The sequence below is a fragment of the Enterococcus sp. AZ084 genome, assembly GCF_051714905.1.
Lineage (GTDB): Bacteria > Bacillota > Bacilli > Lactobacillales > Enterococcaceae > Enterococcus_B > Enterococcus_B pernyi.
The window spans coordinates 2,311,952-2,338,693 of record NZ_JBIOSS010000001.1 but is presented as its reverse complement, the minus strand read 5'-3'; the positions used below and the strand labels follow the sequence as shown (position 1 = coordinate 2,338,693).

General features: G+C 36.7%; 27 protein-coding genes and 1 pseudogene. 25 read left to right on the top strand and 3 right to left on the bottom strand.

Annotated features, from left to right (window positions below):
- The first annotated feature begins 175 nt into the window (after positions 1–175).
- The 11 genes and pseudogenes from IGI79_RS10670 (at position 176) to IGI79_RS10620 (ending at position 9,221) form a co-directional block, all read left to right on the top strand.
- A complete protein-coding gene (locus IGI79_RS10670) occupies positions 176–694 on the top strand; it encodes a hypothetical protein (RefSeq protein ID WP_438845937.1) in 519 nt (172 codons plus the stop codon).
- On the top strand, positions 694–1,023 hold the full coding sequence (locus IGI79_RS10665) for a hypothetical protein (RefSeq protein WP_229053915.1): 330 nt from the start codon (positions 694–696) through the stop codon (positions 1,021–1,023). Before IGI79_RS10670 ends, IGI79_RS10665 begins: the two co-directional genes overlap by 1 nt.
- Before the next feature lie 326 nt (positions 1,024–1,349).
- Positions 1,350–1,868 (top strand): hypothetical protein, encoded by a 519-nt coding sequence (locus tag IGI79_RS10660; RefSeq protein WP_019723606.1) that lies wholly within the window; start codon positions 1,350–1,352, stop codon positions 1,866–1,868.
- A gap of 2 nt (positions 1,869–1,870) precedes the next feature.
- A pseudogene (locus IGI79_RS10655) lies at positions 1,871–2,344 on the top strand (lipase family protein); the annotation flags it as partial.
- Positions 2,345–2,511: 167 nt separating this feature from the next.
- Positions 2,512–3,030: a hypothetical protein gene (locus IGI79_RS10650; protein WP_207463579.1), complete on the top strand. Its 519-nt coding sequence runs from the start codon at positions 2,512–2,514 to the stop codon at positions 3,028–3,030.
- Positions 3,031–3,034: 4 nt separating this feature from the next.
- A complete protein-coding gene (locus IGI79_RS10645; protein WP_438845936.1) occupies positions 3,035–4,393 on the top strand; it encodes a lipase family protein in 1,359 nt (452 codons plus the stop codon).
- A 16-nt stretch (positions 4,394–4,409) separates the two neighbouring features.
- Positions 4,410–4,715 carry a hypothetical protein gene (locus IGI79_RS10640; protein ID WP_104776695.1) on the top strand — a complete coding sequence of 102 codons (306 nt, stop codon included), beginning with the start codon at positions 4,410–4,412 and terminating at the stop codon, positions 4,713–4,715.
- Positions 4,716–4,734: 19 nt separating this feature from the next.
- Positions 4,735–5,007 carry a hypothetical protein gene (locus IGI79_RS10635; RefSeq protein WP_010734740.1) on the top strand — a complete coding sequence of 91 codons (273 nt, stop codon included), beginning with the start codon at positions 4,735–4,737 and terminating at the stop codon, positions 5,005–5,007.
- A gap of 269 nt (positions 5,008–5,276) precedes the next feature.
- Entirely contained in the window at positions 5,277–6,344 is a 1,068-nt protein-coding gene (locus tag IGI79_RS10630) for a DUF871 domain-containing protein (RefSeq protein ID WP_104776694.1), read from the top strand.
- Positions 6,341–7,234 (top strand): N-acetylmuramic acid 6-phosphate etherase, encoded by an 894-nt coding sequence (gene murQ / locus IGI79_RS10625; protein ID WP_104776693.1) that lies wholly within the window; start codon positions 6,341–6,343, stop codon positions 7,232–7,234. The genes IGI79_RS10630 and murQ overlap by 4 nt, the downstream gene beginning before the upstream one ends.
- A gap of 13 nt (positions 7,235–7,247) precedes the next feature.
- On the top strand, positions 7,248–9,221 hold the full coding sequence (locus tag IGI79_RS10620) for a glucose PTS transporter subunit IIA (RefSeq protein WP_023520117.1): 1,974 nt from the start codon (positions 7,248–7,250) through the stop codon (positions 9,219–9,221).
- Positions 9,222–9,257: 36 nt separating this feature from the next.
- Here IGI79_RS10620 and nrdI read toward each other — a convergent pair whose 3' ends face one another.
- The gene (gene nrdI / locus IGI79_RS10615; RefSeq protein WP_104776692.1) at positions 9,258–9,707 is read right to left on the bottom strand and encodes a class Ib ribonucleoside-diphosphate reductase assembly flavoprotein NrdI; all 450 of its coding nucleotides are present in this window, start codon (positions 9,705–9,707) and stop codon (positions 9,258–9,260) included.
- A 208-nt stretch (positions 9,708–9,915) separates the two neighbouring features.
- Here nrdI and IGI79_RS10610 point away from each other — a divergent pair, with 208 nt between their 5' ends.
- The 6 genes from IGI79_RS10610 (at position 9,916) to IGI79_RS10585 (ending at position 16,854) form a co-directional block, all read left to right on the top strand.
- Complete coding sequence (locus tag IGI79_RS10610; protein WP_023520116.1) at positions 9,916–11,340, top strand: basic amino acid/polyamine antiporter; 1,425 nt, start codon at positions 9,916–9,918, stop codon at positions 11,338–11,340.
- A gap of 344 nt (positions 11,341–11,684) precedes the next feature.
- Entirely contained in the window at positions 11,685–12,476 is a 792-nt protein-coding gene (locus tag IGI79_RS10605) for a TraX family protein (protein WP_438845935.1), read from the top strand.
- 412 nt (positions 12,477–12,888) lie between these two features.
- Complete coding sequence (locus tag IGI79_RS10600; RefSeq protein WP_104776690.1) at positions 12,889–13,575, top strand: DUF969 domain-containing protein; 687 nt, start codon at positions 12,889–12,891, stop codon at positions 13,573–13,575.
- Position 13,576: 1 nt separating this feature from the next.
- Positions 13,577–14,530 carry a DUF979 domain-containing protein gene (locus IGI79_RS10595; protein ID WP_104776689.1) on the top strand — a complete coding sequence of 318 codons (954 nt, stop codon included), beginning with the start codon at positions 13,577–13,579 and terminating at the stop codon, positions 14,528–14,530.
- A 248-nt stretch (positions 14,531–14,778) separates the two neighbouring features.
- Positions 14,779–15,423 carry a pyroglutamyl-peptidase I gene (pcp, locus tag IGI79_RS10590; protein WP_065096414.1) on the top strand — a complete coding sequence of 215 codons (645 nt, stop codon included), beginning with the start codon at positions 14,779–14,781 and terminating at the stop codon, positions 15,421–15,423.
- 165 nt (positions 15,424–15,588) lie between these two features.
- Positions 15,589–16,854 carry a hypothetical protein gene (locus IGI79_RS10585; RefSeq protein ID WP_104776688.1) on the top strand — a complete coding sequence of 422 codons (1,266 nt, stop codon included), beginning with the start codon at positions 15,589–15,591 and terminating at the stop codon, positions 16,852–16,854.
- A 148-nt stretch (positions 16,855–17,002) separates the two neighbouring features.
- On the opposite strand, the gene pnuC is transcribed toward IGI79_RS10585, so the two are convergent.
- Positions 17,003–17,749, bottom strand: coding sequence for a nicotinamide riboside transporter PnuC (gene pnuC / locus IGI79_RS10580; protein WP_438845934.1), 747 nt, complete (start codon positions 17,747–17,749; stop codon positions 17,003–17,005).
- Between the two features lie 277 nt (positions 17,750–18,026).
- Between pnuC and gloA2 the strand changes: the two genes are divergently transcribed.
- From gloA2 to IGI79_RS10540, 8 genes are all read left to right on the top strand, one after another.
- A complete protein-coding gene (gloA2, locus tag IGI79_RS10575; protein WP_010734753.1) occupies positions 18,027–18,407 on the top strand; it encodes an SMU1112c/YaeR family gloxylase I-like metalloprotein in 381 nt (126 codons plus the stop codon).
- 91 nt (positions 18,408–18,498) lie between these two features.
- The gene (locus tag IGI79_RS10570) at positions 18,499–19,008 is read left to right on the top strand and encodes a hypothetical protein (RefSeq protein WP_010734754.1); all 510 of its coding nucleotides are present in this window, start codon (positions 18,499–18,501) and stop codon (positions 19,006–19,008) included.
- 80 nt (positions 19,009–19,088) lie between these two features.
- Positions 19,089–19,268 carry a hypothetical protein gene (locus IGI79_RS10565; protein WP_010734755.1) on the top strand — a complete coding sequence of 60 codons (180 nt, stop codon included), beginning with the start codon at positions 19,089–19,091 and terminating at the stop codon, positions 19,266–19,268.
- A gap of 53 nt (positions 19,269–19,321) precedes the next feature.
- Positions 19,322–19,888, top strand: coding sequence for a GNAT family N-acetyltransferase (locus IGI79_RS10560; RefSeq protein ID WP_023520112.1), 567 nt, complete (start codon positions 19,322–19,324; stop codon positions 19,886–19,888).
- A 763-nt stretch (positions 19,889–20,651) separates the two neighbouring features.
- Positions 20,652–21,623, top strand: a complete 972-nt coding sequence (locus IGI79_RS10555) for an ABC transporter permease (RefSeq protein ID WP_229048930.1) — start codon at positions 20,652–20,654, stop codon at positions 21,621–21,623.
- Positions 21,610–22,872, top strand: a complete 1,263-nt coding sequence (locus IGI79_RS10550; protein ID WP_065096418.1) for a hypothetical protein — start codon at positions 21,610–21,612, stop codon at positions 22,870–22,872. The genes IGI79_RS10555 and IGI79_RS10550 overlap by 14 nt, the downstream gene beginning before the upstream one ends.
- The gene (locus IGI79_RS10545) at positions 22,865–23,530 is read left to right on the top strand and encodes an ABC transporter ATP-binding protein (protein ID WP_065096419.1); all 666 of its coding nucleotides are present in this window, start codon (positions 22,865–22,867) and stop codon (positions 23,528–23,530) included. The genes IGI79_RS10550 and IGI79_RS10545 overlap by 8 nt, the downstream gene beginning before the upstream one ends.
- A 376-nt stretch (positions 23,531–23,906) precedes the next feature.
- On the top strand, positions 23,907–26,045 hold the full coding sequence (locus IGI79_RS10540) for a hypothetical protein (protein WP_438845933.1): 2,139 nt from the start codon (positions 23,907–23,909) through the stop codon (positions 26,043–26,045).
- A 175-nt stretch (positions 26,046–26,220) separates the two neighbouring features.
- Here the strand turns inward: IGI79_RS10540 and IGI79_RS10535 are convergent, their stop codons facing one another.
- Positions 26,221–26,736, bottom strand: a complete 516-nt coding sequence (locus IGI79_RS10535) for an LURP-one-related/scramblase family protein (protein WP_010734759.1) — start codon at positions 26,734–26,736, stop codon at positions 26,221–26,223.
- Between the last annotated feature and the right edge of the window lie 6 nt (positions 26,737–26,742).

Below are 26,742 nucleotides of genomic sequence, written 5' to 3'. Positions count from 1 at the left end.
GTCTTTTTTCATTAAAAAACATCCGATATCAATCCTTAGTAATACGACCATAGGCATAGTGAGAAGTTTTACATAAAAACAATTGAGCGGGAAAAACGTATATAACTAAAAAGAGACTAACCTTATGATAGAAAATAATATGGAGTAAAAGACATTCATAGATAAAGGAGGAAATATGAAAAAACGGCTTTTGCTAGGTGTGTTACTGATCATTATCTTAGGAGGAATTGGAGGAAAAATGTATATGGATAAAAGAGAAGGAGATCGTCAAGAACTGTTGGAAATACAGAAAGATTTGGCGAATTATGTATATAATAATTATCGTCTCTATGTAAACAATCGGGAGAAAGAAGAAGAAATTTTCAGAAAGTATGACCGCGGACAAGGTGAAATGACAACGGAAGAATATTTGAAAGCATTGTTGGAGGTCAGAGAATATGAGGAGATAACTAAAATTGAATTTACTGGATATTCCATTGATCCAATGAATTTATTAATTATCTATTTCACAGTTAATGATGTCTATCAAGAAGAAGTATGGTTAGATACAAGGTCAGCAGAAACAGACAAGTTCATTTATACAATAACAAATAGTACAGGTGAGGGTCCCTATTATATCACTGAAAAAGAAGCAAAAACTCAACTTATACTCCCTGATGATCAAATTATATACTATAGGGGAGGGATAGACTAATGGACCAAAATAGAAAGATATCTAAATTTGTATATCGCATCGAAAACGGTCTAGTAAAAATCGGTAAACTAGTAAAAGGGACTCAATTTATCGTTATAGATACAATAGATACAAATAAAGACAAAATCGGCAATGAATCTAAGCCAAAGAAAAATAGTATGCAAGCAATGGTAGTTGCTAAAATAAAAGAGGAATATCTTGGTTATAATGAACAGCAATTAAGAAAAGTACCTGGTTTCCCCGACTCCGTCATCACCAAAAATCTTACGATTACCTATGCTGGCACGACTTCGGTCAAAGATTGGCATACAAACTTCGTTGAAATTTGAGGAAACAATAAACACTAAAATGGAGCATTTCTCTCCGCTTTGAACTATGCCCGTGAAATTGAAAAACATTACCCAAAGTCAGAGGGTTATACGATTTCATCGACAGGGTACTCAGTAGGTGGAGCTAAAGCAAACTTCTTGTCGCAATAATCAAAGGCAATGACAAAGTACTTACTGAAATAATTAATTTTTATCGTGGACATACATAACTATCAAAATCAGAGCGTTCAATAAAAAAGATTGTATCTAACATAAAAAATTCCAGAATAAGTAAGAAGCTTATTCTGATTATATATAAAACTAAAAGAAGTCTGAAAGGAGGATATATGAAGAAACGGTATTGGCTAGGTGTGTTAGTGATCATTATCTTAGGAGGAATCGGAGGAAAAATGTATATGGATAAGAGACAAGAAGATCGCCAAGAATTGCTGGAAATACAGAAAGATTTGGCGAACTATGTGTATAACAATTATCGGCTCTACAAGAAAGATCCAAAGAAACAAGAGGAAATTGTAGAGGAATACCAAAAAGATGGAGGAATAACAACCGAAGAATACTTAGAAAGAATGTTGAGTATCAGAGAGTATACAGATATTGAGAAAATAGAATTTACTGGATATACAGTAAGTCCAATGAATTTTTTAGAAGTACATTTTAATTTGAATAACTCTAACAAGCATATCGCAACTTTGGGAGTAAAATCCGCAGAAACAAATAAATGGCGCTATAATGTCGATATAGGTAGAAAAAAAACAGAAGACAAGTATTTTATAGAAGTAAGAGAGGTTCCTAATGAAATAGAAATACCTACTGAAATAATTGAATATTATTACGGAGGTGTATAATTATGGATCAAAATAGAGATTTTTCTAATGAGGTTTATAAAGTTGAGCATGGAGAAATTGAACTGAACACTAAAATTGGAGAAAAACAAGATTATTTAGTTATACATACCATAGATACCAATAAAGATACAATTGGTAATGAATCTAAACCAAAGAAAAACAGTACACAGGCAATGGTTGTTGCTGAACTTAAGGATCGTTATAAGACATTTGATAATGAAGATCTAAAGAAAGTCAAAGGCTTTCCCGACTCCGTCATCACCAAAAACCTTACGATTACCTATGCTGGCACGACTTCGGTCAAAGATTGGCATACAAACTTCGTTGAAATTTGAGGAAACAATAAACACTCAAATGGTGCATTTGCTTCTGCCTTGAACTATGCCCGTGAAATTGAAAAGCAGTATCCCAAATCAGATGGCTATACGATCTCAACGACAGGACACTCGTTAGGTGGAGCTAAAGTACACTTCTTGCCGCAGCAATCAAAGACAATGACAAAGTATCTACTGAAATAATTAATTTTTTATCGTGGCCATACATAACTATAAAAAGAGTTATATCTTATATAAAAAATTCCAGAGTAAGTAAAGAGCTTATTCTGATCATATATAAAACTAAAAGAAGTCTGAAAGGAGGATGTATGAAGAAACGATTTTGGTTAGGTGTATTAGTGGTAATTATTTTAGGAGGAATCGGAGGAAAAATGCATATGGATAAAAGGGAAGAAGATCTTCAAGAATTGCTGGAAATACAGAAAGATTTGGCGAATTATATGTATAACAATTATCGGCTCTACAAGAGAGATCCTAAGAAACAAGAGGAAATCGTAGAGGAATACCAAAAAGAAGGAGGAATAACAACCGAAGAATACTTAGAAAGAATGTTGAGTATCAGAGAGTATACAGATATTGAGAAAATAGAATTTACTGGATATACAGTAAGTCCAATGAATTTTTTAAAAGTGCATTTTTTGATAAATGATTCAAATAAGCAAATTGCTACATTAGGTGTCAAATCTGCTGAAACTGATAAATGGATTTATGATATCGATTCAGGTAAAAGTAAACCCGGTAATAAATACTATTTAGAAGAGCTAGAATATCCCAATCGTAATCAACTAAGCGAAATAAAGATTGTATTTTACAATGGAGGGATATAATTCAATGGATCAAAATAGAAGATTCTCAGATGAAGTATATCAAGTTGAAAATGGTAATCTAGTCGTAGGTGATAGGATAAAAAGAAATAAAAACTATATTGTTATAAATACCCTAGATACCAACAAAGATAAAATAGGTAATGAATCTAAACCAAAGAAAAACAGTACACAGGCAATGGTTGTAGCTGAACTTAAGGATCGGTATAAGACATTTGATACCGAAGAGCTAAAGAAAGTCAATGGCTTCCCCGACTCCGTCATCACCAAAAACCTGACGATTGCCTATGCTGGCACGACTTCGCTCAAAGATTGGCATACTAACCTTGAGGAAATTGGTCGAAGTAATAAACATCCAGATGGCGCATTTGTCTCCGCTTTGAACTATGCCCGTGAAATTGAAAAGCAGTATCCCAAATCAGATGGCTATACGATCTCAACGACTGGGCACTCGTTAGGTGGCGCTAAAGCACTTTTTGTCGCAGGGCTCAATGGTTATGACAGTGTGACGTACGGCGCGGCGGGACCAGGGCTTGCACAAGCATTGTTTGATAATCATCCCGGTACGCTAATCAATATCTACGACACTTCGGATGTCGTCACGAGTGGGCTTTTCACTGGTGGGAAAGGGATGCTTCCAATCAATAGTTTTGGAATCGATAATTCGGGCTGGGAAACATTTGGACATTCGCTGGATCAATTCAGAACAGATGAAGAGGGAAATTATATCGATAAGCATGGACAGATCATCGTATACGTCGATGGCAATGGGGGGATCTTGTTAGCCCCAACTTTGTGGCAACAAACACTTTTGGAAAACGAAGCAATGATCAAACTACTAGCAGTCAGTGGCGAGCATACGCTAGATGAAATCAAGCGTTTGAAAGAAGAAAATGAGTGGCTCAAGATTCAAATCAAAGAATTCTTGACCTTAAAAGAGTTGCAGCAGAAGCTGACTGCAAGTGGTGGCGGACTTTCTCGGTCAGAAAGAATTTATTTAGAAGATAGCCAAGCATTAGCTGTAGTACAGACCGTAGCAAGTAAATTTGATGAGGCGATGAGCAATGTTCGCGTGATTTACCAAAACGGAATCACAGAATTGGAAGACTTATGGAATGACTGGTTAGGAAGAATACGTAATTATACGCCACATTTGACCTATAACGAAGTGATTGAAACATTAGCCGAAGTGGATTGTACAAAGTGGGAGATCGTTGATGAACCGACACAGGAATTTAGAGATAAGATCCGCCAAATCGATCAGATGTCGGAAAAGTTTCAATCACTTGCTGATGAAATTACCCAAAAAATCAATGAGATGGTGGCACGTGATAAAGAATTAGCGAATCAATTGTTTGGCGTATAAAAGGAGGAGAGGAAAATTGAGTCAGGAAATACAGCTTTATGAAACATATCAAGCAACGAAACGAGGGTTATCAGAGCAAGAAGAAGCATTGATTGCAACAGAAAGAAAAGTCCATGAGCTAGCGGAAGCAACTTACAAAGATCTCCGATTGATTTTGCGCTCTTTTTCTGAACCACAAGAGGCTTTTGACTATGGACGTATCATGATTTATCGTTTAGAAGAGGATCTGTCGACGGAATTGCGCCATCAACGAAAGAAAATCCAGCTTGACCTAGAAGATAACGAGCAGGTCTATCGTAAGAAACTGGCACAATTGGATTAAAAAGATTGGAGGTTTTGAGATGTTTGAAATGATTGAAACGATTGATCAATGGTGGGAGAAATATCAGAAAGATATGGAGAAATGCTTAACTCGTTCACTTGGAATCGCGCTGAAAAGTGAGAAGGGATTGAAAATAAGAACGACAAATCAATCTGGGAAGAATGAGACAAATAGAGCAAAACGCACGATTTCTTCAGCAGGTACAGGATTGAAGGAGACCCTCAAAGGGCAATTTGGCAACAAAGTGTCGCTAGCTTTAGACGAACAAGAAAAAGCCTTAGACAAAGGTTAGTCAAAGAAACACAAAAAAACTATTCTTACATAAATTGATTAAAGGATTCTGTCAGAACTAATCAACTGAATAATCTATAAAAGCCGAAAATAGGTTAAACTATTTTCGGTTTTTTTGGATTAGTTGCTTAGATGAATTCATTGATTCGTTTTTTTTACACTATAAAGAAATGAAATTTAATATATTTTATATTTATGTTGAAAAATTATTTCATACGAAGTATAATCAATTTATAAATGAATGCGGATACATGGTAAGGGGGAGAGTACATGTTTGGTTTTTCTGTATTTATGAATCAAGAGTTGTCCGAAGAAACGAAAACGTATATCCGTGATATGGCGGAGAAGGGGTTTATTGGCATCTTCACATCCATGCATATTCCAGAGGATGATGCTTCAGCTTATAAAAGACGGTTGACGGAACTTGGGCAAGAAGCGAAATCACACGGATTAGAATTGATGGTCGATATCTCAGGTAAGGCATTAGAGTTGGCAGGATTTTCCTTAGAAAATCTTGAGCCACTAAAAAAGATTGGTGTAACAGGTCTGCGGATGGATTATCATCTAGAGAATGAGCAGATCGCGAAGTGGTCTCATCAATTGAAAATCAGTTTGAATGCAAGCACGATCACTGAACAAGATGTGCAAGAATTAAAAGAAGCAGGTGCTGATTTTACTCAGATGGAAGCTTGGCACAATTATTATCCCCGTCCGGAAACAGGGTTAGACAAATCGTGGTACCAAAGAAAAAATCAATGGTTAGCAGAACAAGGATTTACGATTCAAGGATTTGTACCAGGAGATGAAGTGTTGAGAGGGCCTTTATACAAAGGACTTCCAACATTGGAAGAACATCGTTACCAACATCCTTTGGCAGCAGCGCTAGACTTAGCTTCATGTGGAACGGATCTGATCTATATTGGTGACGGTGGGCTATCGCTGACCACACAGGAACAATTTTCGTATTATAAAGAAACAGGTGGTATCTTATTGCATGTGACATTGTTGGACCCAACATTTGGTCCAATCATTTTAGGTACACATACGAATCGACAAGATGAAGCTAAAGCTGTGGTACGTAGTGCAGATGCACGATTTAGAGAAATCCCTCCTATTCCTGCTCGACTAACAGATGAACGGAAAACAGGTACGGTCACGTTAGATAATGAAGCGTATCTTCGCTATATGGGTGAAATCCAACTAATGAAAGAAGATTTACCAGCAGATGAAAAAGTCAATTGTGTGGCACGAGTGATCTCGGCTGATTTGCCATTGATCCAACAAATCCATGCAGGAATGATTTATAAATTTAAATGTAAAGAAGGAATTGAGAAATGACGATCGATTTAGATAAATTAACAACGGAACGTAGAAATCAAAAGACATTTGGTTTGGATGAGATGAGTGTTTCTGAAGCCGCTCGCTTGATGAATCAAGAAGATCATGAAGTGGCGGCAGCTGTCGCAAAAGAACTACCAAGTATTGAACCAGTGATTGAAGCCGCGATTGTTTCTTTCAAAAAAAATGGACGCTTGATCTACATGGGCGCTGGCACAAGTGGACGATTGGGTGTACTGGATGCAGCCGAGTGTGTTCCTACATTTGGTGTAGAGCCTGAAATGGTCATTGGTTTGATTGCAGGTGGTGAAGCGGCTATGACTGTCGCAGTTGAAGGTGCAGAGGATTCACTTGAGTTAGGGAGAGAAGATTTGATCCAGTTGAACTTGACGGAAAATGATTTGGTCGTAGGTATCGCGGCTAGCGGTCGCACGCCTTATGTGATTGGTGGCTTAGACTATGCTCGTTCAATCGGCGCAAAGACGGCAACGATTTCTTGTAATAAAGAAGCTGAAATCAGTCAACATGCTGATTTTCCTATTGAGGTAGATGCCGGACCAGAATTTTTAACAGGTTCGACACGTTTAAAATCTGGAACTGCACAGAAATTGATTTTAAATATGATTTCTACAATCAGTATGATCGGTATCGGAAAAGTATTCAATAATCTAATGGTCGATGTCAAGCCAACAAATGACAAATTAGTCGAACGTTCAAAGCGAATCATCATGGAAGCAACAGAAGTGGATTATGAAACAGCAGAAAAATACTTTTATGAAGCGGAACAAAATGTTAAACTAGCGATCGTTATGTTATTGACGAATAGTGACAAAGAGACAGCAAAAAGAAAACTAGCTGAGGCAGACGGCTTTGTAAAACGAACGTTGTAAGGGGGAAAAGGAAATGGCAAAAAATGAATTGACTTTGACAGAGCTGGCAAAACAAATTTATGCTGGGGCTGGTGGCATGGGCAATGTAGACAGCGTTGTCCATTGCATGACACGGGTTCGGATGAAGGTCATTGATGAATCGTTGGTCGACGTAGCGAAATTGAAAGCGATACCGGGCGTGTTAGGGGTAGTTGAGGATGAACAGTTACAAGTCATCATCGGACCAGGGAAAGTAAACAAAGTCGCACAAGAAATGGTTGACCAAGCAGGAGTCAAACTAGGTGAAAAAATTCCTGGAAACCCTAATGTTACAACTGGTTTATCAGGGAAAGACAAGGTCAACGAACGTGCCCAAGAGATGAAGAACGTACAAAAATCAAAACAAAAACCGTCAAAAATCAAATCAATTTTAAAAGATATCTCGAATATATTTGTCCCAATGATTCCAGCTTTTGTTGGTACAGGGATCGTTGCAGGGATTGCCGCAGTATTGACAAACCTTGTGACAGCCGGAACCATCGATGGTGCATCATGGCAACAGTACATCGACATCATGAACATTCTTAAAAATGGGATGTTTAGTTATCTTGTCATCTATACTGGGATCAATGCCGCTCAAGTATTTGGCGCAACGCCAACACTTGGTGGAGTAATAGGTGCGGTTGTCATGTTGACAGGGATGAATCCAGAAGCTCCTTTGACGAACCTGTTTACTGGAACGCCACTTGCTGCCGGACAAGGTGGGATCATCGGAGTGATTTTTGCGGTCTGGTTGCTTTCGATCGTTGAAAAGAAATTACACAAAATCGTTCCTGATGCAGTAGACATCATTGTGACACCAACACTTTCATTGATTGTCATCGGGCTGATCGAGATTTTCTTGATTATGCCATTAGCTGGTTTTATCTCAGATGGTATGGTAGGAGGGATCAATTGGGTACTTAGTGTGGGTGGTGCTTTCTCAGGATTTGTATTAGGTACATTATTCTTACCGATGGTCATGTTTGGTTTGCATCAAATATTGACTCCGATCCATGTACAAATGATCGATGAAACAGGACGTACATTATTATTGCCTATTTTAGCAATGGCAGGAGCTGGACAAGTTGGTGCTGCGCTTGCTTTATGGGTACGTTGTAAGAAAGACAAAGAATTGACTGAAATGATCAAAGGTGCGTTACCTGTAGGGATTTTAGGGATTGGTGAACCATTGATCTATGGTGTTACATTGCCTTTAGGTCGTCCATTCATTACTGCTTGTATTGGAGGCGGTATCGGTGGTGCGGTGATTGGCTTGATCGGGAATATTGGTGCCATTGCTATTGGTCCTTCTGGCGCAGCGTTGATTCCTTTGATTTCAGATGGCAAATGGTTTGGCTACGTCCTTGGATTATTAGCTGCTTATGCGGGCGGATTCTTAGCTACTTTCTTTTTCGGGATTCCTAAAGAACAATTAGCGAAAGAAGAATTAGCAGAAGAAGCACCTGTTTATACAGCATCAAGTACTGACTCAACAAATCAAACACAAGCCGTTCAATTATGTGCAGTAGCAGATGGTACAGTGCAATCAATCGAACAAGCGAGTGATCCTGTATTTGCTCAAAAGATGATGGGAGAAGGGTATTTTGTTGAACCGACGAATGGTCATATCTATGCGCCAACTTCTGGGATCATCAGCTCTATTTTCCCAACGAAACATGCCATCGGATTAACAACAGCTGATGGGTTAGAGCTATTGATCCACATGGGAGTCAATACTGTGGAACTAGGTGGAACGCCATTTGATATAAAAGTGAGTGAAGGACAAGCTGTCACAAAAGATACGATGATAGCGGACGTGGATCTAGCTGCGATCAAAGAGGCAGGAAAAGAAACCGCTATGATGGTTCTCCTGACAAATATGGAACATGTCCTAACGTTTGTTTTAACACATACAGGTGAAGTAACAGCAAAAACACCTGTGATGGATGTGGAAAGTGTAAAATAATAAAAAGCGCAAAATCAAAGGATTTTGCGCTTTTTATTAAGCTCCATATCGTTGAACTAAGGCATGGTAGATTCTTTCAACATCTATTGGTGTACCACGTAATTCATAATCTTCTATCATAGGAAAGCCGAATTGTTCAGCATATTGTTTCGCTGTCAAACAATATTGATAGTTAAAATTTTTATTTCCGCTACCGACAACACCAAGACAAAGCGCATGATTTTCTTGATATTCCAAGTATTCTCGCATGGTTTCTGTCAAAATCTCTTGGTCACCACTGTCAATGCCATTGCCTCCTTCTAGATAGGTTGGCACAAACACAAAGAAAGGTTTAGTTTCTTTTTCAAAGTCGCTATTTTCATGGATCTCTTTCAGGTGGACTAAGGGAAGTGAAGCATCTTTTTCATGTTGTTCCACAGCAAATGCTGCTAATTTTTTGACGAATCCTCGGGTGTTACCAGAAATTGAGATATATAAGATATTCATGATATCGTCCTCCAATCATTCTTATCCAGTATAGCATTTTTTTGTTTTTTGGGTAGATAAGAAGAGGAAGAGAAGCGGTCGCTTTCCTTGTATAATTAGAAAAAAATAGTTACAATTAAATTTCAATTAGAATTTTTTAGAAAAAAATAAATGAAACGAAGTTTTGCTATACTTTGCATAAAAGCGGTTTATTTTGGAGGATGCGTACATGGACACAGAGCAACAGAAAAAAGGTATTGGATTGATCCCACTAGCGGCCTTAGTGATTGGGTCAGCGATTGGAGGTGGCGTTTTCGGTATTATGACCGACATCTCAGGATCGGCTGGTGGCCCAGCATTGTTCAGCTGGGTATTAGTTGGGACGTCCATGATGATGCTCTCTTTGTCAATCAATAATATCAATAAGAAACGTCCAGAATTAGAAGGTGGTATTTTTAGCTATGCCGAAGCTGGCTTTGGTCGATTTTCGGGATTCATCAGTGGGTGGGGCTATTGGCTGACCTGCTGGTTAGGAAACGTGGCATTTGCTACGCTATTGATGAGTGCGTTGGGCTATTTCTTTCCAGTATTCGATGGGGGTCAAAATGTCGCCTCGGTCATCGTCAGTACTATATTTTTGTGGGGATATGCTTGGCTCGTCAATCGAGGAGTCGAAAATGCCAGTTACGTCAATGCAATCGTGACAATTTGTAAATTAGTTCCGCTATTTTTATTTATCATTGTTGCTATCAGCACGTTCTCATTGCAACAATTCATCAATAATTTTTCAAGTGATATCATCTTGAATGCCAATGGACAGCCGATTCCTTTCTCAAGTCAAATCCTAAGTTGTATCATGGTGATGCTTTGGGTATTTGTTGGAATTGAAGGTGCATCTGTGGTGGGTTCACGAGCGAAGAAAAAATCAGATGTCGGAAAAGCCACGATCTTAGGAATTTTTGGATTGATCGTGATCTATGTTTTAGTTTCGATGTTGCCTTACGGTACGATGACGATGGAAGAACTCCAAACAATCCAAACGCAACCAGCAATGGGCTATGTGTTTGAGATGATGGTTGGTAAATGGGGAGCTGTCGTGATCAATGGTGGACTGATCATTTCCTTGGTCGGTGTATGGTTATCTTGGACGATTTTACCCATTGAAACGATGCGCAATATGGCGGATGACGGCTTATTGCCAGCGCGTTGGGGAAAAGTCAATAAAAAGGGCGCACCGACATATGCGATCGTATTAACGACTTTATGTACAAATGTCTTTTTGCTTTCGCTACTGTTTACAGATAGTGCCTATAACTTTGCTTATACCCTCGGAACAGCAGCGATCTTCTTTACGTGGTTATTCTTAGGATTGTATCAAATGAAGCTATCTTATCAAAGAAAAGAATGGGTCCAATTCTTGGTTGGCTCATTAGCAAGTGCTTTTCAAATTTGGGCAATGCTATTTGTTGCTTTCAATGAAGTGATGCTCGTTCTTGTATTATTTTTACCAGGTATCTTATTTTATCTCAAAGCAAGAAAAGAAAAACAGCAAGCTGTTCCACAGACAAAACTTGATTATTTATTGCTTTCGTTAGTCTCGATTTTTGGAGTAGTGGCATTGGCATTATTTGCAACTGGAGTATTGCATTTATAAAACGCACAAAAGTTGAAACCCATTCTTTTGTATCACTCAAAAAGCATCTAAGAGATCGACCCGATTCAGGTCATTTCTTAGGTGTTTTTTCATGCTGCCTATTCACTGATTGTTTAGTAAAAACGATACGTGACTTTCTCACAACGTTTTTCCGCGATTGTTCGTTTCATTTCAGTGAAGAGGAATGGTTACGTTGTCACATTTTGACACATTGAGGCAGATATTGTTTTAATGATGATCCAAACAAACAATTTTGTAAGAGAAAAAGTTGAGAGAAAGATGGTCGAAATAGGTAGTGATTGCCTATACTTATTCCTTGAGGCATAAAAAAATGGAGGGAATATATGAGAGTGAAAGGGTTGACGAGCTATCAATTGAAATGGATAGCAATTGTTTTTATGGTCGTTGATCATATCAACAGTTATTTCGGGATGCAATTAGGGTTACCAAGTTGGGTCTCGTGGTTGGGACGTTTTGTTGCGCCATTATTTGTATTTTTATTAGTTGAAGGTTTCAAGTATACGCATAGTAAATATCAGTATGCGAAACGATTAGGAATAGCTGCATTCGTAGTAGCGATTGGAAATATCATCTATCATTTATTAACAGGAAATTACATCAGTGAATATAATCATCAGCCAAACTATTATTTATTTTTAGGTCCACATAATATCTTTTTGACATTATTTTTGCTGTTTTGCTTGATGTGGCTTCTTTCTATAATAAAAGGAAAAACACTTTGGAGAAAAGGAATGCTCGTAGCAGTAGCACTTTTATTGGTCATGATCATGATTGCTTTTTCAGAAGGTGGTCTGTATTTAGTTCCAATGTTGTTGCTGATGTATTTCTTCCGCGAGAAAAAAGAACGAGGGAAATTGGTTCTAGGTATTTTTGTGTATACGCTGATCTTATTTTGTCTAGCAATTTTATCCTATACACAAATGCCTGATTATCAATCATTGTATCAATTTTTAACGTTTGATAATGAATTTATGATTGTCACCGTTATCCCATTTATCATTCTTTATAATGGAAAACTAGGTGGAACCGGACGCGCATTCGACAAATACTTTTTTTACTTGTTTTATCCGTTACATCTATGGATCATTTATTTGATTTTTTCTTTTATTCATTAAGAAACAAATGAGGCTAGGTCTGGACAGAAGTGTTCAGCCTCAAGAAATAAGGCACCATCCACAAAAATTGTTCTTCAAATTCTTGTGGATGGCGTCTTGTTTTTTCGAAGAGGTTACTTCTGTTCTTGTCGTTTATTCGGTTTTAGGGGAGAGAGGACTAATGTCTCAGAAACGTCTCATTTGTTTTTATGAGTAGTTTCAAACATTACAGTTTTGATCCCTTAGTTTGATGTAAAGAAATGTTATGTAGTTCAAGAAAATCGGCAGTATAAATAAGGCTTCAAGTCATTTGTTGTTATGGAATTGACAGAATTTTTAAAATATATTATTTTTTTTGTAAGAATTCTCTATATTTTCAATCAATTTTATTTTATAATGAGAAAATATCATGTAATTTTTAGGAGGAAAACAGATGGAAAATTATCTTAGCCTGTTAGGCGTACTGATTGTTATTCTTGGTTTTGCTTTCAAGTTAGATTCGATCTTGATCGTTATGGTTGCGTTAGTCGTGACCGCATTTACTGGTGGATTAGGACTTGAAGGTATGCTGGAAACTTTAGGTACAAGTTTTGTAAATAACCGAGGAATGGCAATTTTTATTATTATTATGTTAGCAACTGGTACGTTAGAACGCAATGGTCTGAAGGAGTCTGCTGCAACGTTGATCAAACGTTTCAAGAAGGTATCCGCTGGAATGATCATCGATATTTATGGTGTTTTCCGAATGATCTTTGCAGCTTTCAATGTCAGCTTTGGTGGGGTGGCCGGCTTTGTACGTCCAATCATCATGCCAATGGCGTTAGGTACCGTTGAATCAAAAGGATTAACCGTCAATCCCGAACATGAAGAGGAATTAAAAGGAATGTCTTCAGCGATGGAAAATATTTGTTGGTTCTTTGGTCAAGTACTATTTATCGGTGGGGCCGGTGCTTTGTTAGTACAATCCACATTAAAAGACTTAGGCTACGAGGTAACTCTTGGTCAGTTGGCACTGGTGCAAATACCAGTCGCAATCACTGCGCTGATCGTAGCGAGTGTCTATTTCTATTTAAAAGAAAAGAAATTAGCGAAGAAATACTATCCAGGAAAGGAGAAATAAGATGGGTTTTTTAGACTTTTTTACAAATTCTGAAGTATTACTAAGTGAAAAATTATTAGAAATCTTATATATCTTGATGGGGCTAGTTTTGATCTATACAGGTCTTCGTAATGCTTTTGATAAAAGTAACCCTCATCGATTTGGTTCTGCCTTTTTCTGGACAGTTTTGGGTGTCGTGATTGCTGCTGGTCGTTGGATATCGCCAATTGCCAATGGGGTATTGATTTTCGCGATGACGATCCCAGCTATCACGAAAAGGGTGAGCAAGGGTGCAAGTCGTTTGCCATCAAAAGAATATATGGAAAAGATGTCAGACAAGTTAGGCATGAAAATCTTTATTCCCGCATTGAGTATCGGGATCTTTGCCATTTTATTCGCACTATTCACTGATTTAGGTGCTTTAGTCGGTGTTGGTGTGGGGGTATTTGTAGCGATGTTGATCTTGATGTTCTTTTCAAGAGATAATCGCCCAACGACTTTCTTGGATGATGCTTCAGACATGTTAGGTACAGTCGGTCCTTTAAGTATGTTACCGATGCTCTTAGCTTCATTAGGTGCGGTCTTCACGAGTGCAGGTGTTGGTACCGTGATTTCCAGTGCAGTCGGTACGATCGTTCCAGAAGGAAATGTCAATATTGGTATCATCATCTATGCGCTAGGAATGGTTCTATTTACAGTGATCATGGGGAATGCTTTTGCGGCAATCACCGTCATGACAGTCGGAATCGGTGCGCCTTTTGTCTTTAGTCAAGGGGCTAATCCAGCATTGATCGGTATGGTCGCGTTGACATGCGGTTTCTGTGGAACGTTGTTGACACCGATGGCTGCTAACTTCAACGTAGTACCAGTGGCGATGTTAGAAATGAAAGATAAATACGGCGTGATCAAGAATCAATTATTTGTTGCTGTATTCATGCTGGTTTTCCAAATCGTCTATATGATTTTATTTAAATAGTATCTTGAGCGAAAAAGAATCAATGATTTCCATAAAATATGGAGAAGATTGATTCTTTTTCTGAACAGCTAACATTTCATTATTGACTATTTTTTGTTAAAATAGATAGACACTGAGTCCTTCGAATAGGAATGACTCACTGAAAGTACTAAATACACGAGTGAGAAACAATCAAATTTTAATGTTTAGATAAATCTTTGAAGGATGAATTGAACGCATCATTTTATAGAATAATGGAGGAATGAAAAATGAAAGTACTCGTAACTGGTTTTGATCCATTTGGTGGAGATAAAGTAAATCCTGCCTATGAAGCAGTCAAAAAAATGCCGTCTGAGATTGCCGGTGCAGAAATCATCAAATTAGAAGTTCCCACTGTTTTTGGTAAAAGTGGTCAAGTCGTAAAAGAAGCAATCCAAGAGCATCAACCTGAAATCGTGATTTGTGTTGGTCAAGCAGGTGGACGTTCAGCGATTTCTTTTGAACGTGTAGCAATCAATCTAGCTGAAGCACGTATTGCAGATAATGAAGGTAACCAGCCATTTGATACGCCGTTAGAAGCAGACGGCCCAGCTGCTTACTTTACTTCATTACCAATCAAAGCAATGACAAAAAATGTCCAAGAACATGGATTACCAGCCTATATTTCTTATACAGCTGGTACGTTTGTTTGCAACGACATCATGTATCGATTGTTACACTTGATCGAAACAGAGTTCCCAACAATTCGTGGAGGCTTTATCCATGTGCCATTCTCACCAGATCAAGTCATCGATCGCCCTGTAGGGACACCGGCAATGTCACTTGATGATATTGCGGCTTCATTGACTTATGCGGTAGAAGCAGCAGTCAACAACAAAGAAGATATTTCAGGTAACGCAGGAACAACTCACTGATAGATAGCTGAAGCGAAGCAAGTGCAAGACACTACTGTCACAACCTCAGCTTCACGTATGAAAAAAGCGAAAAGCCGAAAATAGCTCACATTATTTTCGGCTTTTTTGTTGCTCTTTGAACATATTTATTTTTACTCTCTTAATTTAGAAAGGCAGGTGAAAGGTATGAATGAAAGTTGGCAAGCAATTTTTGACGAATGGTTCCCGAAAGAAATCAAGCAACGCTACCCAATAAAAATCTCCAAACAATATACAAGTAGCCAACGATGGGAAATCTATGAACGATTGACGAAACAACAACGAATTGTCATGGATCAACATCGTCGATATTTGATCCACTCACAGTTTTTGGAAGAAAACTATTTAGCAGCAACGGATTGGATTTTTTCTGACTTTAAGATCAATCCATTTTATCGCACATCACGTAGGCAACAGAAACTTTATTGTGAATGTGGCCGTGAACTGAAAGTCCAATATATCGTTCGTTCCCCTAAAACGGGCAAGGAATTAAAACTAGGCATCAATCATTTTGCAGAACACTTGCACATTAGTCCAACAGTTGCAGCGTCGATCAATCAGGGAATGACTAAAGTGGATCTAGCGCTGGATGAGATCCTCTGGCTGAAACAACAAAATATTGCCTTTCCTGAACGACTCTGGCAAGAATATTGTCTAATGTTGTATCATAATCGCCGGCTGAAACAACCGATTTTACCAGATAAAAAGCTGACTAAACGACTCACTGAATTTCGTCATGCCCAGTTACCGATTTATCTGGCAGACTATCAAGCAATGGAAAAGTACATCCAACAAGTGAGCTATCAGGCAAAAGAAAAGCCGAAAAAAATCCTTGAAAAAAAATCATTATTTGAGGATTTTTCAGAAGATCTGACTAAAGAGGTTGAAGCGTTCTTGACTAATTATCAACTATTCCTTCGAAAAGATTGGTCATCTGTTTCAATGGCTGAGACAAGCCAACCATCTGTCGCTTTTTTTGCAGAGTTTATCGCTAATCTGCGAGAAGGATCGAAGAATGAAGCTGTAGACGTCGATCGATTAGCAAAAGAACAGCGTTTTATCCAACCGCAAATTTATTATTTTGTTTGGCAACAATATCAGCGTTATGGATTTACAACTGGTTTTTTCGATAGTATCCCTCGGGTGATGAGAAATGGTTTTCTAAAGATTTTACGCAAAGAACGCGAAGAAAAACAGCAAGCTACAACAAAAACTGTGACAGAAATTGAATGGCAAGAACTTGCAAAGAAAATCAAAAAGCAATCAGTCGCCTCTTTGATCCAAGAATATGAACAAGCAGACTATGTATTTACTTCAGAACAACAGCTTGCATTAAAAAAGTTCCAAGAATTGGAATCAGTGATACAAACGATGGATGAAGACATTAGAATGTTGCTCAAGGATTTGATTTAGTTGACTCGAACCGCTGACAGAATCTTGGTATGACGATACCTAGAAATAAGCGAGAAAAGTTCCATCCTATTTTGGCTGACTTTCTCGCTTTAGTAAGAGGTTTGAAAAACAAACCAATTTCTAGTACAAGTTTATTTAATGTTTTCCATCAAGAAACATGGTGCGAAAAATATTCTGCCTCCATGCGCTGCATGCGCGCTCTTTCTTTTTTGTTGTACCAAGGAGAGACAGTAAAGGCTAATAAGTCATTGATCAAGTAAACAGAGCTATTGATAAACATAGCTAAACTAGCAGACCCATGAGTATAGGAAACATACCATAAGACCATTTGTGCAAGACCAGAAGCAAGCCACCAATAATACTGATTGTTGTAGCGAAGGAAGCTAATGATGCCGGCAGAAAGACTGATCGAAAAAGCAATGGCATCGATCCAAGGACGAGGGTCGTCTGTATACGTACCAATCAAATAACCTGAAATCAAGTAAACGAACACAGTCCCGGTTAATGCAATCAACCAACTTTTTCCACTAAATTCTCGAATTTTAGAAGCCATATTATGATTCCATTCTTTACTTAATAAAACTGGGATATCCAATGTGACCATATAAGCAATTTGTTCGCCGATACTTAAATAGTTTTTGGCAGAAAAGCCAACGACGATAAAACAAATAGCAGAGAGAATTCCTAGAATACCGTTGACTGATTTGGCGGCATTGATTGATAAAATGCACAACACCCCTAGATTTGTCCCGATAAAGGTAATGATCGACAACCAAGTGATTGGCTGATTCACAAGAGTCATGACTTGGCAGCCTAAACTAAAATAGAATAGATAATAATTTTGTTGAGGCCAGCCTTTTAATTGATGGAACAAAAATCTGAAATAATTACGCATAAATAAAACTCCTTTAAACACAATATATAGTGTTCGATTATTTTTAGAGACACAAATTATTGTATTCCTTTTAAAATTTATTTCTAGTCTTTCATTTTAAAAAAATATATGTTATTATCCGATTTGATTGTTTTCTGAGAAACATTTACTTTCAAACGATGAAAAGTAGGAGGCCATTTGATATGGTCTCTCTTTTTTTGTGCGGCGGGAGAAAAATCTATGCTATGTCTAAAAGTATTGATAAGATAAAGGAAACAAAAAGATTGGAAGTGTTAGAATGAATTTAACAACCGTTCACCATGTTGCGATCATTGTGTCAGATTATCAAAAGTCACGTGCTTTTTATGTTGATTTGCTAGGTTTTGAAGTTATTCGTGAAAATTATCGAGAAGACCGTGGCGATTATAAGCTAGATTTAAAACTAGGAGATATGGAGCTTGAGATTTTCGGCATCAAAGACGCACCTAAAAGACCGAGCTATCCAGAAGCTTGTGGTTTGAGGCACTTAGCATTCAAAGTGGAACATATCGAAGAAACAGTCGCGGAACTACAAGGATTGGGGATTGAAACTGAACCAGTCCGTATCGATACCTTTACAGGCGAAAAAATGACTTTCTTTTTTGATCCGGACGGATTGCCGTTGGAGTTACACGAATAAAGGTAACAAATTTGTCACTTTTTCTTCCGTTCATTCGATTTTTTTCTTTCCTATTTCTTGTTATTCTAGAAAAAAACGGGGAGAGAGTGGAATGAAAAAAATAATCATTGCAGCATCGATTGCTATCATTGTTAGCTTAGCGGCTTCGTTAGGACTATTGGATGCAAACTTTTCTTTTGATGACATCAGTGACCAAGAATATCAAATCTCATTGCAAAAGGCAGTGTCTATTTTGCGAGATGAGTACCATGAAGAGAAAGTTAGTCGTATCCAGTTCAACCAATTAGACGAAGAACAAAGTAATAAAAAGATGTATGAATATATTTTTTATACTCCCAATCGAGTGATCACAGTGAATCCAATCTCAGGAAAGACGATGGTTGTTGATGAAAGCCGAAACGAACCAGGGCAATTCTTTCACTTGAAAACGATCCATCAAGTGAAACATCCACAGGCAGCAATGAAAGAAGCAGTCCATAAAGTCGGAAAACATCACGGGAAAGCAAAAAGTTGGGAAATCACGACAAAAAGTGGTCAATTGTATTATTCTGTAGCCGTCGATGGAACGAATCATTTAGAAGATGTATTGATCAGTGCTTGAAAGAGAAGTGGTTTCACTTCTCTTTTTTTATAGATAAGAGTAATCTAAAAGTGTAAAACAAAGAAGGGATTGAGGGAATCATGCAAAAAATGGTTTGTCCAAACTGTGGGAAAAAATTCACTTATGAAGAAGTAAATCATATCGTCGAACACGTAAAAAAAGAGATGCCGATTGTTTGCCCCTACTGTCGTTTTGAAGCAAAAACAATCGTTTCAAATGGTTATTTCGTGACACAAAAAATTGAAGATTATTTGAATTAGCTGTTTTGCTCTGAGATTTCATTATGGTAAAATGAAAAAAAGGAGTGTCAGAAATGATTCGTAATGCAAAAAAAGAAGATGCGGCAGCTATCGCTCCGCTTATTTTAGTTATATTGAAAGATATGGACTTACCGTTTCTTTTAAAGTACGGTGAAGAAAAAACATTAGAAGTCTTGGAAGAAGCCATTACAGACCCAGACTATCGTTACAGCTATACAAGAGGGATCGTTGATGAGCGAGAAGGCAAGGTAGCAGGAATCGTTTACGGTTATACAGATGAAGAAGAACCAATCATCGACCAGCCGTTAGAAAAAATCTTACAAAAGCATGGCATTTATGAGCAAGTAAAAATGTTTACGGATAGAGAAACATTCCCTGATGAATGGTATTTAGATTCTATCTGTGTTTCAGAAGAATTTAGAGGACAAGGCATCGGTTCCTCTTTGTTAGAAGCATTGCCACCAATCGTCAAAAAACAAAACCGCGATGTCATTGGACTAAGTTGCGATAAGCAAAACCCGCAAGCCAGAAAATTGTACGAGCGCCATGGGTTCAAAGTAATCGGGGAACGAACGATCAGTGGACATCTGTATGATCATATGCAAAAGAAAATCGTCTAGTGAGTTTTGTTTTGAGAAAAATGGATATTTAGAAAAGAAAAGCTGATACGAAATCCGTAAACAGCTTTTTTTTATTGGGTGGTGTTCTTTTATAGGATATCTCTCTTTGATTTGAAAAACTAGCATTAATACATAGTGTGAACGATTATGATCCTAAAACAACTTTTAGCGATTGATATGATTACTTATTTCGATTATGTGTTAACTTAATTCTTATAATCAATATCTTTTTACTAGAAGAATGTTATATGATGGAAAATTGATGTTAAACGTTATTTTTAATAGATGTTGTATCTTTAGATATATTTTCTTATCAAACAGAAGTTATAACAGCGACTAAAACAGTTTCCGAATTTTCAGGTAGTTAGATTGAAGGTGAAGGATAATTTGAAAATCAACTAGCTGATGATAATGTTTTAGGTATGCTTAGATCTTCTAATTTTTATCATAGAGATGGTAATCAAAAATACTACAATACGTCAGAAAACTGGCTGTGCGGAAATATAATAGTGCCATGTGTACTGTTATTCGTGACTCTAAATAAGGACGTTTGTATTTAAAGATGCTGTAGTAGATTCGGAAAGAAGGTATTCAAATTTATACTCTGATGAAGAAGCAACTGGTGTAAGAGATCTAGTAAGGGGAAGCTAATACTTATTTAAGAAGTATCGCATGATTTTAAATTACCCAATTTATTTAGTTGGGTAATTTATTTATGTTTAATATTTCTACATATCAAGTTTTTTGAGAAGAGGAAAATTTATTGAAAAAAATACTTTTTTTTATGATAAATCTAATATTTTTGATTGCTACTTTGACAAATGCTTTCTCTCTTTTTTATATTTATAATCAAAGTAATCTAGATTTTGTATCGAACAATTTTTCTTCCAAAGACACAGTACGCCTTATCGCAAATCATAATATAGATTCTGAAAATTGGGGAGAATTATTAGGAGATCAAAAGAATATTTTGGTTGTGAAAAATCTAGAAAGTAACTTTTATTTTAAAGCTATATACACAAATTATGATTGGTATCTTCCGCTTGTTGAAGGAAGAAACTTTGCACGTGACGATTTTTATGATGGGGAAAATAGAGCAATTATTGGTGAAGAATTAGCGAAAACACATACAGATACTATACGTATTGAAGAAAAAAACTACAAAATAATTGGTATATTAGATAGCCGTTATGCAAAAAATTCATCAAAAATGGCTTTGATAAACATAAACTCATTAGAAGAAAATCAAACCAATGGTGTCTACCAAGTAAATTCAAACAAAGCAACGATGGAAAAGTTAAAAAGTGAGTTGATTAATGATATAACAGCTATTACTTATTCCGATGATACAAAAGCATATAATGCACAAAATTTAGAAAACAATAACCAATTGTTAAGGTATTCATTTCAAGTACTATGTTTGTTAGCTATTGGCATGTGTATCTTGTTCTATCTAACCTTAACTCAATCGACAAGGTATTTAAAAAAAACGATAGGAATATCGAGAAATACGGTTCTTCTAGAAGAAGTGAAACACTTATTCTTTTTTTGGTTATTTGAGAGTATTCTTGTTCTTGGTGTAGTATATCTCCCCTTCAAACATTCCATTTTTGATTCGGTGACTGATTTTACTGTTAGTTATATTACCAGTCAAAGTTTTATACTTGGGTGTTCTGTTACTCTGTTTAGTTTTCTTTTTTTTAGAAATTGGAGGAACATTGATGAAAATAAGTAATCTAACAGTAGAGATTTTCGAATCTTTAAAAAGGAAAAAATATTTACTAATCTTTTATACACTGTTCTTGTTGTTTTCATTTTTGACACTTTCGGTTTCAGATGTCATGTTGCAAGAGAATAGTAATGAAGAACATAGGGTGTCAGTTGGTAATACAAAAACATATAAACTTGTAGACACGCTTATTGGGGAAAAAGAGGAAGTTTTTTTGAGGAATCTTCAAAGTGTCAGTTACCTCAATGCCATGTACAAAGAATTATCAGATAGCCAAAAAGGGGAATACCAGGTAGTAAATAGTCAAAGCATCAACTATTTACAAGAAAAGGATTTACCAACTGAGTTTATCGAACATTATGAGCAGATTGCAGGTTCTGTTAGTAGCTGGACTAAAGAAGAGATTCCTTTTAAATCATTACAAATGAACGATCATGCATTGGAACGCTTCAATCTTAGAATAGCAAGTGGACAATCCTTTTCTCCTAGTGATTATCAATATAATAGAGATAAAATTCCAGTTATCTTAGGGAATAGTTACTCAGACTATTACACCATAGGAGACAAAATACAGCTATCTTATCTTTTCAAACAGTTTGAAGCAGAAGTCATTGGTTTTGTTGAAAAAGGTGAAAGGGTCACTTTTAACGAATACGAAGACTATGTGCTAGATCATTATATTATTTTACCATTTATAGAAAATGCTCCTCAAAAAATCAGTGAAGAAGAATTTTCTTTTTTTCAAAAACACTTTCTAAATGGGGTCAATGGCTACTTTCAAGTTCCAGAATCTTTTTCACAAGAAAAAGTTTACAAGTTAGTAAATGAAATTTCTTCGACATATGAATTGGGAACAGTCGATTTAATAGGTGAATCAGGATTTCATTTATCAGCACTATTATTCATGATTACTAAAAACAATGAATTGCTAAAATTAGTTGTCTCTTTTTCAATGATTATTTTAGTATTAATGACAATTGTTTTTTGTTGTTTAGAAATGTATCGTGATAAAAAAATATATCAATTACATTTGCTGTTTGGGGCGACAAAAAAAGAAATCCGTAATTATATCATGGTAGAAAAAACATTGCTTTTATCCTTTGTTCTATGTGTGAGTCTGACGTTAACCAACTATTTAGGAGAAATTACACTTGTTCTCTTTATTCGTTTACTTTACTTGTCTTTAGTCTTAATTTTTCTATTCTTTTTAATATCAACTATCATTCTTAGGAAATGGAGAATTACAAATGATTAGTATACAGGATATTTCCCTTAAAATAAGAGATGGTCGGAATAAGAAAGAATTATTTCAACATCTGAATTTGAATATAAACGAGGGACAAAAAATAGCGATCATGGGTAAAAGTGGTAGCGGTAAAACGACTTTACTAAAATTGATTGCTGGACTCATCAAACCGGACACAGGAAATATATTCTTTGAAGATAAGAACCTGAGAGAAATGAGCGCTAACGAAATGAGTGCCAATCGATTAAATAATATTGGCTTTATTTTTCAGAATAATCCTATGATTGAGAGTAAAAATGTATTTGATAATATTGCTTTACCCTTAAAATATTTAGGAATCGAAAAGAAAATCATCAATCAAAAAGTCCGTGTTATTTCTAAAAGTCTAGCTGTTGATGATATATTACTAGAGAATCCGATTTATCTATCTGGAGGAGAAAAGCAAAGAGTTGGCATTGCTCGAGCGCTTATTACTGAACCTAAGCTTATCTTAGCAGATGAGCCTACAGGTTCTTTAGATACGGAAACCGAAGCTATGGTTTTGAATATTTTTCAAAAAATTGAATTAACTAGAACTAGTTTTATTATGGTAACACACGATGTTTCTGTAGCGAATATTTGCGATGAAATATATACATTACAAGACAAAAAACTTTTTATTGTCTGAAAAATGATAGATGTATTCTCAAAAATGATGAAAAAAATATTTAAAAGTTAAAAAAATATCCCTATTTTAATAGTAAATGATGAACGAGTGTAGCTTTGACAAGTCATGTCAAAGCTACACTCGTTTTTGCTATTTGTAAAAAAGAATATACATGACTATATTATACCCAAAAAATACTGGACTTAGCCTTTTATACTAAATAAAAAACAGATGAAAAGAGTGAGGAATCGAGAATATACAATAAATAATATCTGAATGAATTTTATGTTTTTAGGAAAATTTCAGAAAATTTGTTTATTTAATTATTTTTTAGGACTATAATAGCAAATGTTTTTATGTTATAAAATTTCATATATTTACGAAAAGAGATGAAAAGATGTTCAAAAATAAAGTTGTGAATCTTTCCCTAATGTCTGTTTTGCTTCTCCATTTATTTTTTCCAATCCAAGTAATTGCCGAAACATTTCTTCCACAAGATCCAGGAAGTGTTTATGATGATTTGACTGGTGATTATGGGGTATTAGGGATTGCTTCTCAGTTCCATGTGTTCGCAAAAGAAAAAACGACCATCAATGCGCATACAGAGGGTAATGTAGCAACTGGTGTCCTATCAGCAACGAATAACTTCGGGACATCGATCAGTACAGGGGATTTAAATAAAGAGATCAATTATGCACAATCCGTTGAGACAATCATTAGCTCAACAGAAACTGCGGCTTCTGTTAAACGATCGAATAAATTTATTGTGGGATCAAATAATGTGATCACGACGGAAAACGATAAAATAGTTGTCAATGGAACAAGATTGGATCATTTATCAGTGGATGAGTTCTATCAAGATCGAGAAGATGCTCAATATATTGATTTCAACAAAGAGTTTGAAAATTTAATGCTGAGATCAAATATGTTGATGTCATTAGATCCATTAAAAACATATACGCCAGATGATTTCCCTGATATGAATAATCGTGTGATTGACTGTACAGATCTGGTTGGGGATCAGCCCTATGTCATCAATGTTGCTGCTTCTGTTCTGGCAAAGAACACCCCTTTACAAATCAACACTTTACAAATCAACAATCCTGAGGGAAAAGTACTTATAATGAATGTTGTAGATGCACCAACTAGTTTTTCTGTACAATCCCAAATTCAGTATAACAACCGTTCCAATCATCAAACAGAAGATTTTTCTGATGCTAATATTTCTTGGAATTTTGGTAATTTAACAGAAAAATTAGAAATCAATGCGCCTTTCCAAGGAACGATTATTGCACCTTGTGCGGATATTACAGTCAATCAAAGTCAAGATGGAACGATCATAGGAAAAAATGTGATCTTGAATGCTACAACAAATCGTTGGGACCCAAATGAAATTTTTGCTGTACCAAATACGCATGATGACACGACAGATACAACAAGTAGCAGTACAGAACCAAGTACGAGTGAAAGTAGTACAGAGCCAAGTACGAGTGAAAGCAGTACAGAACCAAGTACGAGTGAAAGCAGTACAGAACCAAGTACGAGCGAAAGCAGTACAGAGCCAAGTACGAGCGAAAGCAGTACAGAACCAAGTACGAGTGAAAGCAGTACAGAGCCAAGTACGAGCGAAAGTAATACAGAGTCAAGTACGAGTGAAAGCAGTACAGAACCAAGTACGAGTGAAAGCAGTACAGAACCAAGTACGAGTGAAAGCAGTACAGAACCAAGCACAAGTGAAAGCAGTACAGAGCCAAGTACGAGTGAAAGTAGTACAGAACCAAGTACGAGTGAAAGCAGTACAGAACCAAGTACGAGTGAAAGCAGTACAGAGCCAAGTACGAGCGAAAGCAGTACAGAACCAAGTACGAGTGAAAGCAGTACAGAGCCAAGTACGAGCGAAAGTAATACAGAGTCAAGTACGAGTGAAAGCAGTACAGAACCAAGTACGAGTGAAAGCAGTACAGAACCAAGTACGAGTGAAAGCAGTACAGAACCAAGCACAAGTGAAAGCAGTACAGAGCCAAGTACGAGTGAAAGTAGTACAGAACCAAGTACGAGTGAAAGCAGTACAGAACCAAGTACGAGTGAAAGCAGTACAGAGCCAAGTACGAGCGAAAGCAGTACAGAACCAAGTACGAGTGAAAGCAGTACAGAGCCAAGTACGAGCGAAAGTAATACAGAGTCAAGTACGAGCGAAAGCAGTACAGAACCAAGTACCACAACCAATACCACAACAAGTAGTGCTAGTAGTGTTTCATCAACAAACGAGTTTGACGAGCCTGTTATCAGTGGAGAAGGAACAGTTGAAAGCGATGGATCAGGTACGATGCAAATGAACGATAGACGTGAAAATAAAGTAGCGCTAGCTGTTGAATCAAATACCAATAATGATGATCCTTCGACTAAGAATGTACAATCACAAAATCAACAGCTTTTCCCTCAAACAAATGGGGAAAGAAATAATTTGTGGATCATGGTAGGTGCAGTGCTTATCTATGTAGTGACACTTCTTTTCTATAGAAGAAAACAGGTGTAAAAGAAAAAACGAAGCTGTGACATCGATTGTCTGATCCCTTTAAACCTGAATAAACGGTGTTCCAGAAGTAACTCCTTTAAAAATAAGCCAGAAAAACTCCAAAAATTTGAAAGACAATTTTCGGAGTTTTCTGGCTTATTTCTCGGAGTTGGACACTTCTGTCACAACCTTGTTTTTAGTTGACATCAAAGCGATAAGAAAGAGGTGTTTCTTTGTCTTTGTTTTTTCGATAGAGCCAGTAATCAAGGACAGCAGCGATACAGATACAGATAGGCGCATTTTCTTCACAAGGGATATCAAGGACATAATAATCACCGGTAAAGAGGGTTGCTTTGTCCATTTCCATGATTGGTTCATTGAAATGCTGGATCTGATAACGATGGTTATAGATATCTCCTTGAACAGTCCAATGTAATCGCCGAATATAATAAAAATCTCCTGGCCAATTGAAAATCTTTTGCATCGTACCGACTTTTTCGAAATCTTTGTAAAGTTCAAAGCGTGTCCCAAATGTCAGACTGATTTGTTTGATATGAGCGACTAGATCTCCATTCATGGCATAAAGAGATAAAGCATCTCCTTTCGTTCCCCAGCGGCCGACCATCAAAAAAAGTGATTTGCCTTTTTCGTCTTTGACGATTGTCCGGGTCGCACGACTCAGCTGTTTTTCCTGAATGAAAAATTCTGACATGTTTGT